Annotated in this window: 11 protein-coding genes and 1 pseudogene; 2 read left to right on the top strand and 10 right to left on the bottom strand. The window is 55.0% G+C overall.

The genetic code is table 11. The features are described from left to right. Positions 1-70: 70 nt before the first annotated feature. Together CAFE_RS03510 and CAFE_RS03505 are read left to right on the top strand one after the other, a co-directional pair. Positions 71-1,180: a glycosyltransferase gene (locus tag CAFE_RS03510; protein WP_066644008.1), complete on the top strand. Its 1,110-nt coding sequence runs from the start codon at positions 71-73 to the stop codon at positions 1,178-1,180. Beyond that, positions 1,167-2,285 carry a tetratricopeptide repeat-containing glycosyltransferase gene (locus CAFE_RS03505; protein ID WP_156989785.1) on the top strand — a complete coding sequence of 373 codons (1,119 nt, stop codon included), beginning with the start codon at positions 1,167-1,169 and terminating at the stop codon, positions 2,283-2,285. The genes CAFE_RS03510 and CAFE_RS03505 overlap by 14 nt, the downstream gene beginning before the upstream one ends. Before the next feature lie 46 nt (positions 2,286-2,331). On the opposite strand, the gene CAFE_RS03500 is transcribed toward CAFE_RS03505, so the two are convergent. From CAFE_RS03500 to CAFE_RS03460, 10 genes and pseudogenes are all read right to left on the bottom strand, one after another. Then, a complete protein-coding gene (locus tag CAFE_RS03500) occupies positions 2,332-3,504 on the bottom strand; it encodes an amidohydrolase (RefSeq protein WP_156989784.1) in 1,173 nt (390 codons plus the stop codon). Between the two features lie 22 nt (positions 3,505-3,526). Beyond that, the gene (locus CAFE_RS03495; protein ID WP_066644011.1) at positions 3,527-4,687 is read right to left on the bottom strand and encodes a pyridoxal phosphate-dependent aminotransferase; all 1,161 of its coding nucleotides are present in this window, start codon (positions 4,685-4,687) and stop codon (positions 3,527-3,529) included. A gap of 35 nt (positions 4,688-4,722) precedes the next feature. Continuing rightward, a complete protein-coding gene (locus CAFE_RS03490) occupies positions 4,723-6,147 on the bottom strand; it encodes a M20 family metallopeptidase (protein ID WP_156989783.1) in 1,425 nt (474 codons plus the stop codon). A 22-nt stretch (positions 6,148-6,169) separates the two neighbouring features. After that, positions 6,170-7,150 (bottom strand): annotated as a pseudogene (locus CAFE_RS03485) (zinc-binding metallopeptidase family protein); the annotation flags it as partial. Positions 7,151-7,179: 29 nt separating this feature from the next. Next, positions 7,180-7,590: a zinc-binding metallopeptidase family protein gene (locus tag CAFE_RS19910; protein ID WP_233452676.1), complete on the bottom strand. Its 411-nt coding sequence runs from the start codon at positions 7,588-7,590 to the stop codon at positions 7,180-7,182. 63 nt (positions 7,591-7,653) lie between these two features. Then, on the bottom strand, positions 7,654-8,589 hold the full coding sequence (opp4C, locus tag CAFE_RS03480; protein ID WP_066644013.1) for an oligopeptide ABC transporter permease: 936 nt from the start codon (positions 8,587-8,589) through the stop codon (positions 7,654-7,656). A 14-nt stretch (positions 8,590-8,603) separates the two neighbouring features. Continuing rightward, positions 8,604-9,554 carry an ABC transporter permease gene (locus tag CAFE_RS03475; protein ID WP_066644014.1) on the bottom strand — a complete coding sequence of 317 codons (951 nt, stop codon included), beginning with the start codon at positions 9,552-9,554 and terminating at the stop codon, positions 8,604-8,606. Positions 9,555-9,574: 20 nt separating this feature from the next. After that, positions 9,575-10,561 carry an ABC transporter ATP-binding protein gene (locus tag CAFE_RS03470; RefSeq protein ID WP_083209983.1) on the bottom strand — a complete coding sequence of 329 codons (987 nt, stop codon included), beginning with the start codon at positions 10,559-10,561 and terminating at the stop codon, positions 9,575-9,577. A gap of 3 nt (positions 10,562-10,564) precedes the next feature. After that, positions 10,565-11,554 (bottom strand): ABC transporter ATP-binding protein, encoded by a 990-nt coding sequence (locus CAFE_RS03465; RefSeq protein WP_156989782.1) that lies wholly within the window; start codon positions 11,552-11,554, stop codon positions 10,565-10,567. Between the two features lie 121 nt (positions 11,555-11,675). Further along, positions 11,676-13,298 (bottom strand): ABC transporter substrate-binding protein, encoded by a 1,623-nt coding sequence (locus CAFE_RS03460; protein WP_083209984.1) that lies wholly within the window; start codon positions 13,296-13,298, stop codon positions 11,676-11,678. Positions 13,299-13,701: the final 403 nt, after the last annotated feature.

Genomic DNA, 13,701 nt, shown 5'->3' with positions numbered 1-13,701 from the left:
CGGGGGCCGCCGCTGCGGCGGCGACCCCCCAGTTTTATAAAAGAGGTGTTTTCATACGGGCAACTATAAAATCTGCGTTTACGCAATCACCAAAAACGAGGAGCAGTTTGTCGACCGCTGGATGGACGCTGTCAGCGAGGCCGACCTTGTCGTCGTCGCCGACACCGGCTCCACCGACCGCACGGTTGAAAAGCTCCGGGCGCGCGGCGCGCAGGTATACCGCGAAGAGATCAAGCCCTGGCGTTTCGATGCCGCAAGGAACGCGGCGATGGACCATATTCCGGAAGACGTTGACATCTGCGTGCCAAACGATCTGGACGAGGTTTTTGAAAAAGGCTGGCGGGAAAAGCTGGAGGCGGTCTGGCAGCCGGACCTTACACGCGTCAAGTATCTGTTCACCTACAGCTACAAGGAAAACGGAACACCGGATAAACAATACATGATGGAAAAGATTCATTGCCGGAAGGGATTCCGCTGGATTCACCCGGTCCATGAACTCTTGTCCTACAGCGGTGGCAGACCGGAAAAAAGCGTGTGGGTTCCCGGTCTCATTCTGAATCATTATCCGGACCTTTCCAAACCGAGAAGCCAGTACCTGCCCCTGCTGGAACTCTCCGCCAAAGAAAATCCAGAGGACGACCGGGTCATTTTCTGGCTCGGGCGCGAGTATCTGTATTACAAAAGATATGATGAAAGCATTGCGACTCTGCGGCGCTACTTAGACATGCCAAGCGCTGTCTGGACGGAGGAACGCTGCGCTGCCATGCGCTTTATTTCGCAGTGCCTCGCCGAACAGAAAAAGCCGGATGAAGCGAAAGAGTGGCTCTACCGCGCAATCGGCGAGTGCCCTTCCGTAAGGGAGCCTTATTATTACATGGCGAATCTTGCTTATCTGCAAGGCGACTGGTTCCTTCTGTTTGACATGTGCGAGCAGGCGCTCACCATCAAGAACCGTTCGGGCAGCTATTTGCTGGAACCCCGCTGCTGGGGATCGTTTTTTTATGATTACGGCTCCATTGCGTGCTATCGCCTCGGCCTTTACCAGAAATCACTGGAATACGCTCGGAGCGCCGCAGAGCTTTCGCCGGACGATCCGAGGATTCGGCGGAATCTTGAACTGATCCGTGCAATGGCTGATTCGGATGCCGGGAAGGAGCGTGCAGACCATGAGTCGCTATAAAATCTGCGTCTACGCCATCTGTAAAAACGAGGAGCAGTTTGTCGACCGCTGGATGGACTCCATGAGTGAGGCGGACCTGGTGGTTGTCACCGATACCGGCTCCACGGACAAAACCGCGGAAAAGCTGATTTCGCGAGGGGCGGCCGTCTATTCCGAAGAGATTGATCCCTGGAGGTTCGACGAGGCAAGGAACCGCTCGCTTGACCACGTTCCGGAGGACGTCGATATCTGCGTCTGCACCGATCTTGACGAAATTTTTGAAAAAGGCTGGCGCCGCTGTATTGAAAAGGCGTGGCAAAAAGGTACAACCATGGGCAAATACCTGTATAACTGGAGCCTGAAGCCGGACGGAACCCCCGCGGTGCAGTTCCGTTACTTTAAATGCCATGCAAGGCACGGCTACCGCTGGCTCCACCCCGTCCACGAATGCCTTGGCTACGTCGGGACTGAGCCGCAGCGAGTGGTCTTTATTCCCGGAATGGTTCTGAATCATCACCCCGACCCGAACAAATCGAGAAGCTCCTATCTGCCGCTTTTGGAAATGGCCGTAAAGGAAGAGCCGAGCGACGACCGAATGACGTATTACCTCGGCCGGGAATATATGTACCGGGGCCGCTGGCAGGACTGTATCAATACCATGCTGCGTTATCTCTCCCTGCCCACCGCCGTCTGGCGGGAGGAGCGCTGTGCTTCCATGCGCTGGACCGCCGCTTCCTTTTTCAGCCTGTCGCAGGTTTCAGAAGCATACCGCTGGTATTACCGCGCAATCGGCGAAGCCCCCTGGATGCGCGACGCTTATGTGGAATTTGCCAGGATGGCTTACCGGCTCGGCGACTGGCCGACCGTATTCTGCATGACGGAAGAAGCGCTCAAAATCCGCGAGCGCTCCCCCGTTTATGTCAACGCGGCTTACTCATGGGATTATACGCCCGACGATCTCTGCTCCATTGCCTGCTTTCAGCTGGGGATGTATGAGCGTTCCCTGGAGCACGCAAAGGCCGCGCTGGCATTCAGCCCGGAGGACCAGAGACTGAAAAACAATCTCAGTCTGATCGAGAAAAAGCTGAAAGATACTTCGCCAGAACATGAGAAATCCCCCGGATGATAACAAAATTCATCCGGGAGAACCGCATAGGACTGTTCGGTTGATTTTACTTGACGGCTTTGAGGTAATCGCAGGCAAACCGGGCATAAAGCGCGGAGCCGCGCTGCAGGGCCGCCTCATCCACCTTGAATTTGTCGCTGTGGTTGGAATAAACCGCGCCGATGTTCGGGTTGCCCGCTCCGAGAAATGCGAAATAGCCGGGCGCTTTTTCCATGTAATAGCAGAAATCCTCTGAACCCGTCAGTTTCTCGACCGGAATGATTCCATCCTCTCCGTACAGACCGACGGCGGCGTCATGCGCAACACGGTTCAGAAGAGCATCGTCGTTACTGACCGGATCCGTGAATTTTGCGTATTCCAATTCCGCGGTCGCGCCGAATACCGAGGCGGTCTGCTGTGCGATTTTCCTCAGCACGTCTTGTGCATCGTCGGCCGTTTTCCTCGAAAACGTGCGCAGGGTTCCTTCCATCTCCACACGCTGTGGAATAATGTTGAACCGGTCGCCGCCGTGAATGGTGCCGACCGTTACCACCAGCGGGCTCAGCGGGTCGTTCATCCGGCTGACATAGCTTTGCAAATTCATGACGATGGAGGAGGCCGCTGCAATCGCGTCCGTTCCGAGGTGAGGGGTGGAACCGTGAGCGGCCGCGCCCTTCACAATGATTTTAAAGGACGCCGCGGCAGCCATGCGGCTGCCCTCCTGAACATTGATTTTCGGGCCGCGCATCACCGCGAAAATATGCATTCCCATCACGGCGTCGACGCCGTCCATCACGCCTTCTTTCACCATGTATTCCGCGCCGTTGCCGGCTTCTTCGGCAGGCTGAAAAATCAGCTTCACGTCGCCTTCCAGCTCGTCCCTGATCTCCGTCAGGATTTTTGCCGCGCCGAGCAGCATGGAAATATGGCAGTCATGCCCGCAGGCGTGCATTTTACCGGGATTCAGCGAGCGGAACGGAACCTCCGCGTTTTCCTGGATCGGAAGGGCGTCGATATCCGCCCGAAGCGCAACTGTTTTTCCGGGTTTTCCGCCATGGATCATACCTGTTACCCCTGTTTTGGAATAGCGCTTTGTTTCAATGCCCATGTCCTTGAGTTCGGCTTCAATGGTATTGGTGGTATTCTCCTCTTCCCAGCTCAGTTCCGGGTGCTGGTGAAAGTATCTTCTTTTTTCAATGACGTAGCTTTCATATTTTTCCGCAAGTTCTTTGATCGGCATCCTGTATCCCTTCCTTTTCTTATTACAGATTTTTCACAAAATCGGAGATCCGCTTTACGCCTTCCAAAAGATTTTTCTGAGAAGTGACATACGAAATCCGAACATACTCCGTTCCGCCCGGCCCAAACGCGGTTCCGGGTACCACAGCCACCCTTGCTTCGCGCAGAAGCCGCATTGCGAAATCCTCTGAAGTGAGTCCCGTTCCCGAAATATTTACATAAAGGTAAAACGCCCCGTTCGGCTTTACGCATTTTAAACCTTCAATTTTTTCAATTCCCTCGACCAGCAAGTCTCTTCGAACGCGAAATTCGTCGATCATTTGCCCAACGGAATCCTGCGGGCCGCTCAGCGCTTCCACTGCGGCGTACTGCGCCATCGTGTTGACGCAGGAAATCACGTCGTCCTGCATGCTGATCATCAGGCGGATCATTTCCGGAGAAGACACCGCATAGCCGACGCGCCACCCCGTCATCGCATAAGTCTTGGAAAAGCTGTCGATGATAACCGTCCGCTCCTGCATGCCGGGAAAAGACGCGATGCTCACTACGGGTACTCCCCCGTAATTGTAATCCTGATATACCTCGTCGGAGATGACATAAAGATCATGTTTCACGGCAATTTCCGCTATTTTCCCAAGCGTCTCCGGGCTGATGATACTCCCGATCGGATTGGAAGGAGAGTTCAGCAAAATTGCTTTCGTTTTCGGTGTAACCGCTTTTTCCAGATCTTCACAGTCCATGATGAAGCCGTTTTCCTCACGCAGGGTGACAAATTTCGGCACGGCGCCGATGGAAATCGCCTGGCCGAGATAATTGGAAAACAACGGAACCCCAATGATGATTTCGTCCCCCGGATTCAGCAGCGCTTTCATGGAAAGGTACAGTGCTCCGGTCGCCCCGTTTGTTACAATCACCTGCTGTTCCGGGTCTGCGTGAATTCCTTTCCTTTTCCCTACGCTTTCGGCGATCAAGGCTCTCAGCTGAGGAATGCCCGCGCTGACGGTGTATCCGGTTTTTCCCTCGTGAAGCGCCCTGCAGGCTGCTTCCACAATATGCTCCGGCGTCGGGAAATCCGGCTCGCCGACCATCAGCTTGACGCAGTCGTCCATTTTTACGGCAAGATTGAAAATCTTGCGGATTCCGGAAGTCGGCGCGGCCAGCGCGTTGACGGATAAACTTTTCATCGTATCTCTCCTAACTTGATTTCAGACAATGCCGATTACCGGAGCGCCGCTGGTTTTACCTCCGGCGGAATCGGGCAAAGATAGCTCTCTCCATGCAGGGTTTCCTTCCACTCTTCCCGCGCCCGGCTCACGATTTCAGGGTGCTCAAAAAGCTCCGCCGCGGTCAGCGCGATGGTTTTCGCCGCCAGCAGCATTCCCTTGTGGCAAATTCCGGACTTTCCCTGCGAAACCACCTGCCAGGAGTGCCCGGGGGTACCGAAGGCCTGCGTCACGGCGGAGCACTGTGCGGTGGGCACAATCCAGCTGACGTCGCCGACGTCCGTTGACCCGGGCATCGGCGTATCCGATTTTTGATACGGACTGACAAAACCGGCAATTCCGGTTTCCCGGATGACGCCGAGCTCTTCCCGGTCGCGAACCCGGGCGTTCGCGGTGGCTTTCTGGGTCGCAGTCAGCGTTTCTCCGATTTCTTTCGCGAACCCGATCTCCTCGCCGTCAGCCTGCCACGGGCCCAGCTCTTTCATCTTTTCGCTCATCAGGCGACTCAGAGTATCGTTCGGAATATAATCGGTGTAGCCGCTGTCAATGACGGTTTCAAAGGCGGTGCCGGTCATCAGTGCCGCACCGTTTGCGATTTTAACCACGCGGTCAAAAATTTCTTTCGCCTGCCGGAATTTCGGGGCACGAACCACGTACAGGACTTCCGCGTTTGCCTGCACCACATTCGGGGAAAGCCCGCCCGCGTTCGTGATCGCGTAATGGATTCTTGCCTCCGGAATCACGTGCTCGCGCAGATAGTTGGCGCCGACGTTCATCAGTTCCACGGCATCCAGCGCGCTGCGGCCAAGCTGCGGAGCCGCGGCCGCGTGAGAGCTGATTCCGCTGAATTTGAAATACGCCTGTGTCACGGCAAGGCTGCTGCATCCCCAGACTTCGTTCATATCGCCCGGATGCCAGGAGAGAGCCGCGTCCAAATCGTCAAAGACTCCCTCGCGCGCCATAAACGCCTTTCCGCTCCCTACTTCTTCCGCGGGGCACCCGTAGTACCGGACCGTCCCCGAAAGTTGATGCTCCTTTCTATAATCCTTGACCGCAACGGCGGCCGCCAGGGCACCGACGCCAAGGGCGTTATGGCCGCAGCCGTGCCCGCTGCCGCCCGGAACCAGCGGCTTTTTTTCCGTAATTCCGGCTACCTGGCTCAAGTCAAACAGAGCGTCGAATTCACCCAGGATCCCAATCACGGGTTCCCCGCTGCCGAAACTGCCGACGAAAGCCGTCTGCATTCCGGCAAGCCCTGTTGTAACCTCAAACCCCTCTTCCCTAAGAATTTTACAGAGCAATTCCGCAGACCGATATTCTTCAAACCGTGTTTCCGCATAATCCCAGATGGAATCGCTTGCCCGCTCGTAAAGCTCCTTTTTCCCGTCAATCAGCATGGATATTTTTTCTTTGCACGCCATATTTCAGTCCTCCTTTCATCCGTCAGCGCGAGGCATGCGGCTGAAAGCCTTCCGGTATCAGGCAGTCGTATGGTTCTCCGTTCAGCCTTTCTTTCAGTTCCTCTTTCGCCTGTTCGCAGAGTTCCGGCTTTTGAAACAGCCTGAGCCCCGTCAGGGCCATTACTTTGCCGGCATACAGCATCCCCGTGTGGCTGATCCCGGATTTTCCCTGTGAAACGATCTGCCAGGAATGCCCCGGCGTGCCGAGCGCCTGCGTGGCGGCGGTCAGCTGAACCGTCGGTACCTTCCAGCTCACGTCGCCCACGTCGGTGGAAAACGGCGTCGCCTTTTCCGTCGGATGGTAGGGCATCACAAATTCGGCCAGGGCGCAGCTTTTCAGCCGCTCCGCAGTTTTTTGGTCAAACCGTCCCAAACAGGCCGCTTTCTGCTCCGGAGTCAGGGTCTTTTCAATTTCCCTCGCAAACGCCTGGTCTTCCTCACTGAAAACCGGTCCTCCCAGTTCTTCCATCACTTCCTGCATCACCTTGCCAAGCGTGTCGTTTGGAACCAGGTCGGCGGTCCCCCCGTCCGGAATCATTTCCACCTGCGTTTCCGTCATCAGCGCCGCGCCCTTTGCGATGTCGCAGACACGGTCATAAATTTCCCGGACCTGAGGAATCGTCGGCGCGCGCAAAAGAGAAAGGACTTCCGCTTTCGCCTGAACCACATTCGGGGAAACTCCGCCCGAATCGGTGACGGCATAGTGCATTCTGGCGTCCTGCATCACATGCTCCCGCAGAAAATTCACCCCCACGTCCATCAGCTCCGCCGCGTCGAGGGCGCTGCGGCCCAGGTGCGGGTCGCTGGCCGCGTGGGAGCTGGTCCCGCTGAAAACAAAATAGGTTTCAATATTGGCGAGCGTTCCGGAAGCCATGACGCGGTTCAGGTCGCCCGGGTGCCAGGTGATTGCCGTATCCAGTCCGTCAAAGAGATGGTCGCGGGCCATAAAAACCTTGCCGCCCCCGCCCTCTTCCGCCGGGCAGCCGTAATATTTTACGGTGCCGAGCCTCCGGTCTCCTTCAGATAATCTTTCAGCGCAATCGCTGCCGCAAGCGACGCCACGCCCAGCGCGTTATGTCCGCATCCGTGCCCGTTCGCGCCTTGGACCAGCGGCTTTTTCTCCGCGACGCAGGGCTCCTGGCTCAGGCTGGAAAGCGCGTCGTACTCGCCGAGCAGGGCGATTACCGGCTTGCCGCCGCCATAAGCCGCGATGAATGCGGTGTCCATACCCGCAACTCCGGTTTCGACCTGAAAGCCCTCCCGTTTCAGGATTTCACAAAGCAGCGCGGCCGATTTGGTTTCCTGAAAGCGGGTTTCCGCGAATTCCCAGATCCGGTCCGCCGCATCAAGATACCGTACGGATTTCTCGTCGATGGAAGCCAGTATCGATTCCGTTTCCGTCATAAGGCAATCCTTCTTTCAAAACGCAGCCCGCCGTCGCGGCGGGCCACAGTCGTAATTTCATGATCAGGACATGCTTTTGGGGTCGATCGCATCCCGAAGACCGTCGCCGACAAAATTGACCGCCAGAACGCTGAGCATGATCATCACTCCGGGCGGGACCCACAGCCATGGCTGAGAGGTCAAAATCGTCAGGGACTGCGCGTCGGTCAGCATGTTGCCCCAGCTTGCGGTCGGCGGCTGTACGCCGAGCCCTAGGAAGCTCAGCCCGGCTTCCATCAGGATGTTGCCGGCGATGCCGAACGTCGCGTTGACCAGAATCGGCGCAAGAGTATTGGGCAGAATGTGCTTGAACAGCTTGCGCGGAACGTGATATCCCAGCGCGGTGCAGGCTTTCATATAATCGGACTGCTTTACGCTCAGCACATTGCCGCGCACCAGCCGCGTCACCTGCGGCCAGCCCAAAAGCCCGAGGACCAGGGTAATGTTCCTTGTGTTCGGCCCGACAATGCTGACAACCACGAGGATCAGCATCAGTTGGGGGAACGACATGAAAATATCGCAGATTCTCATGATCAGCATGTCGATCGCCTTGCCGAAATAGCCGCTGATCAGGCCCAGGACCGTGCCGATGACAACGGAGATGGCGACCGTCAGGAACCCGACGGTCAGGGAGACGCGCGTACCGAAGATCAGACGGCTCAGCACGTCTCTGCCGACACGGTCCGTGCCGAGCGGATATTCTGCGGACGGCGCCGCGTTAAAGGTATTCGTAATCGCGTTCGGGTCATGCGGGGCAATCGCCGGGGCAAACAGCGCGCATACAATTAAAAGAAGAACGACCAAGACCCCTGCCACCGCAAGCTTATGTTTCAGAAAGCGGCGTATCACCATGTGCAAATAGGTTTCCTGCACGGCTCCGAATTCCAGCGTATCCGGCGTATCGGGTTCAGGCGCGCCGGGATTTACTGCGTTCGGTACTTTCAGTTCTGCAACTGCCATGTCTTCCGCTCCTTTTAATTGTATTTGACGCGCGGGTCCACCACGGAATACATAATATCCGTCAGCAGATTCGCGGCCAGCACCATGACCGCGGCGATCAGGTTGATCGCCATTAAGGTCGGGTAATCGCGGCCTGAAATCGAGTCGATGGTCAGCTGGCCGATTCCGGGCCAGGCAAAGATCTGTTCCGTAATTACCGCGCCGCCAAACAGAAGCGGAATCTGCATGCCGATGACCGTGATGATTGTAATCAGCGCGTTGCGCAGGGCGTGCCGGTTTATAACGACGGATTCCTTCAATCCTTTCGCGCGCGCGGTTCTCAGGTAATCCTGTCCCAGGATTTCCAGCATGCCGGAACGGACGTAACGAATATCCTGCCCGGCGATCTGCACCGCGAGCACAATCACAGGAAGAACCAGATGCGCGGCCGTGTCGGCAATGCCGTTGTTGCCGCCCAGTGTGAACATGCCCGAGGACGGGAGAACTTTCAGCCTGACCGCGAAGATATAAATCAGGCCGAGGCCAAGGAAAAAATTCGGGATGGAGACGCCGAAAAACGCTCCGCCGGTCGCGACGTAATCCAGCGTGGAATTCTGATGCGTCGCGCTGACAATGCCGAGCGGCACCGCGATCAGCAGCCCGACAATCAGCGAAAGACCCATCAGCAGCATGGTCGGACCGATCCGCTGCGCCAGCATATCACCGACCGGCTGATACGTCGTCATGGAATAGCCGAAATTCAGCTGCAGAATGTTCACCAGCCAGTGCCAGTACTGCACATACAGCGGCTGATTCAGGCCGAGAGCCGCCTTCTTTAATTCCAGCGCGGCGCCCGTCACATTCGGGCTGACCATCATGTCGACCGGATTTCCGGGGGCCATATTGACAATCAGAAAATCTATAATTGTAATCCCGAGCAGAATCGGAATTGCAATCAGAATCCGTCGGATAATATAGTTAAACAATCCAGTTCACCGGCCTTTCCTCACAAATCGACTTTCAGGCAGGCGACTTTGTGAGCCCTGCCCTTTAATACGGGGGTCTGCCTGCTGCACTCTTCGGTCGCCATCGGGCAACGGGTATGGAATCGGCAGCCGGAAGGTGGATTCGCGGGGCTGGGAACATCCCCTTCCAAAACGATTCGTTCCTTGCCCCGCAGGTGCGGATTCGGAATCGGATACGCTTCCATCAGCACCTTGGTGTAGGGGTGCAGCGGGCGGGAAAAAATCTCATCCCTTGACGCGATTTCAACGATTTTGCCCAGATACATCACCGCGACGCGGCTGCTGACGTAGCGGACGGAGCCGAGGCCGTGCGCGATAAACAGATAGGTCAGATTCATTTCCTGCTGCAGGTCGCGAAGCAGATTCAAAATCTGTGCCTGAATCGAAACATCCAGAGCGGACACGGGCTCGTCGCAGACAATCAGCTTCGGGTGCACCGTCAGGGCCCGCGCGATTCCGACTCTCTGCCGCTGTCCGCCGGAAAACTCATGCGGATACCTCTGTTTGCATCCTTTGGGGAGCCCGACCAGATCCAGCAAACGGTCGACCTCCGCGCTGATTTTATCTTTGGGAACAATGTGATGAACGATCAGCGGTTCCTCCAGAATATCCACAATGCGTTTGCGCGGATTCAAAGAAGAGTAAGGATCCTGGAAAATCATCTGCAGCTTGGTTCGAATGCCGTAGAGGCTCTTCTGGTCCATCGCTTCAATATTCTTGCCTTCGAACACAATCTCTCCGTCCGTCGGCGTTTCCAGCCGGCAAAGAGTTCTGCCAAGAGTCGATTTGCCGCAGCCGGATTCCCCCACCAGACCGAGCGTTTCCCCGGGGAGAATGCTGAGGTCCACGCCGTCGACCGCCTTTACATAGCCTACCGTTTTTGAAATAATGCCCCGGCGGATGGGGTAGTAGAGCTTGACCTGTTTGGTTGTGAGTATGGGAGCCTGCGCTTGATTCATCTCAGCCATCCGTCAGGCCTCCTTCTTCTGTGGCAGATTTCCGGCGAAAAAGCACCGCGCAAGGTGGCCCTCGCCCTGCTGTGTCAGCGGAGGCGCCTCGTTCCGGCAGCGTTCCGTCACGTATTTGCAGCGGTTGCAGAAACGGCACCCCCTGATTTTCTGGTACATGGAAGGCACGGTGCCGGTTATGGATTCCAGCCGTTTGGAATCGTCCAGGTCTACGGTCGGAATCGAATTCATCAGGCCGATGGTATACGGATGCGCCGGATGATCAAACAGAGTGTAGACATCCGCGGATTCAATCACCTGGCCGGCATACATCACGATGATGCGGTCCGCCATCTCCGCAACGACGCCGAGGTCATGCGTAATCAGCATAATGGAGGTTCCGGATTCCTTGCGCAGCTTCTTCATCAGCTCCAGAATCTGCGCCTGAATGGTTACATCAAGAGCTGTTGTCGGTTCGTCCGCAATCAACAGCTTCGGTTTGCAGGAAAGTGCCATTGCGATCATCACACGCTGACGCATCCCGCCGGACAGCTCATGAGGGTAGTTGTCTATCACGGATTCCGCACGCGGGATTCCGACCTTTTTCAGCATTTCAATCGCATAGGCGCGCGATTCCTTCTTTCCCATCTGAAGATGAAGGCAAATTGTTTCCTGCATCTGATAGCCGATGGTGAAAACCGGGTTCAGGGACGTCATCGGTTCCTGAAAGATCATGGAAATCCGGCCGCCGCGAATTTTTCTCATTTCTTTTTCGTTCATCTTGGCAAGGTCCTGATTCTCAAATTGAATCTCGCCCTTGCTGATGCGTCCGCTTTTTCCCAGAAGCCGGATGATCGACAGGGATGTTACGCTTTTGCCGCATCCCGATTCCCCTACGATTCCCAGGGTTTCTCCGGGGTTCAGGTCAAAGCTGACATCCTCAACGGAAACGATTTCTCCCGCGTCGGTATGGAACGCCGTTTGCAAATTCCTCACGGACAGCATGTATCCCATTCCTTACAACCTCATTTCTTCCTATCATGGCTTTGCCGCGGCTGCGGCCGTGATCAATAAGAATGATGCCAAACGGAAGCGCCGCGCTTCCGTTTGGCAGGCAGGCTACGCTGATTTGTGCTTACTTGATATCCCAGTCCTGAACATTGACGGTCATACCGTAGATTTTCGGCTTCCCGGTAACGATTCTCTTGTTGACCGCCATCAGCTCATAAGAAGCGTACAATGCGGGAGTCGGCATTTCGTCGGCAAGTATTTCCTGCAGCTTCATGTAATCTTCCTTGATTTGGTTTTCATCCGTCTCAACATAGGCGGATTCGATCAGGCTGTCGACATCCGGGTTGCTGTACTCGTTATGATCCATGCCTGTTTCATACAGGAACTGCAGCCAGCTGGTGGGGTTGGTCGGGGTCGTGGAGTTGCCGACAATCGTCAGGTCGTAATCCAGGCTGCGCAGCTTGCTCATGATGGTCGGGAAATCGTATTTCTGAATCTGGACGTTCAGGCCGAGCGCAGTCAGGTTGCTCTGCACAACGTTTGCGACGGATTCACGGGTCGTATTGCCGGTCGGGACGTTAAAACGAATAGTCTTGCCGGTATCGAATCCGGATTCGGCAAGCAGCTGTTTCGCCTTCGCGAGATCGAACACCGGAGTTGAAACATCCTGATTCAGGAATTTGTAATCGCTGGCAAACGGAAGCTGAATCAGCTCGCCTTCGCCTTTGCACAGATTGTCGTTGATGGACTTGCGGTCGATTGCCATGGAAATCGCCTGACGGACTTTTTTGTCGGTGAAAGTTTTGTTGTTGATAAACAGATACTGAATGGTCCACGGAACGCCGGGGATAATGGTGAGGTTGTCCATTGCCTTGACCTTGTCGTAATCCTCCACCGGAACGTTGCCGATGCCGGGCCAGTTCATATCGATTTCGCCGCTCTGAAGTTCCGCGGTGATATTGCTGCCCTGCATGATTTTGAAATTGAGCTCGTCAACTTTCGGCGTTCCCCGGAAATAGTCCTTGTTGGCGGCAAGCTGTACATACTGGCTCTTCTGGAAGGATACCAGCTGAAACGCGCCGTCCGTCACGGCCGCATCCTGAACCTGTTTGCTCGTGAGGACAGTGGCGGGGTCAACGTCCTTAAAAACGTGCTGCGGAACCGTTTTGATGTTTTTACAGACAGAATCTTTAAAAACATCCATCCCGGCCTTGCTCTTCAGTGTGAACTGAACGGTATGGTCATCGATCCTTTTCACGCCGGAGACTGTGTCGCCGGTGGATTTACCGGTTTTATCCGTCCCGTCAATCAGGTTAATATAAGAGCTCAGATTGGAGTTCGTTTTCGGGTTGCAGACCAGATTGGTTGTAAAAACGACGTCGTCCGCGGTAACCGGCTGACCGTCGGTCCATTTGGCGTCTTCATTCAGGTGAACCGTATAAACCTTGTTGTCCGTCGTATCCACCGAATCGGCAAGCTGGGGCTTATAGGTTCCGTCTTCGTCAAGGTCCATCAGCGGCAGATAAAGAATCTGTGTAATCCATGTGGTCGCGTTGTCGACAAAGTCCAGAGGATCCAGATTCGCGGGCGTATTGGTCAGTCCTACATTAATGGTCTTTTTAGAAGCCGCCGATGAGGTCCCCCCCGCCGATGGGCTTGCAGTTGCTGTACTTCCGCCGCATGCCGCCAGCGAGGACAGGATGGTCGCGGCAGCCAGCAGAAGCGCAATTTTTTTCATAAACTTCATTACTTTCACTCCATTCTCAAAATTCGCAATTCATAAAGCAAACGGCTTATTATAATCATTCCGGTGATCCCGGAAGCATTACCCGCGTAATTTCCTTCGGTAAAAAACGAGGGGCCCTAATCCGATTCTTTTCGGATCAGGGCCCCTTTGCCGCATGTGTATAATAATTCCGTTGAAAACAAATAAAAATGAAGCCCCATATCGTTCGATACAAGGCTCCATTGCCGGTAGACTAAGAGAAATTCAGCTTTACAGGTAATTATCTGTCAATTAAATTATTAATAGCATAGCGTGTCTGCGGTCATCTGTCAAGAGAAAGCGGTATATTTCATTGCAAAAATATACACAATATTTATTTCCAATAGCGAGTAATGTATGTCATCCTTTGTTTCATAAGCTTATT

The organism is Caproicibacter fermentans (genome assembly GCF_009746625.1).
GTDB lineage: Bacteria > Bacillota > Clostridia > Oscillospirales > Acutalibacteraceae > Caproicibacter > Caproicibacter fermentans.
Note: the sequence above shows the minus strand (reverse complement) of the source record. Positions and strands in the feature narration are given on the sequence as shown.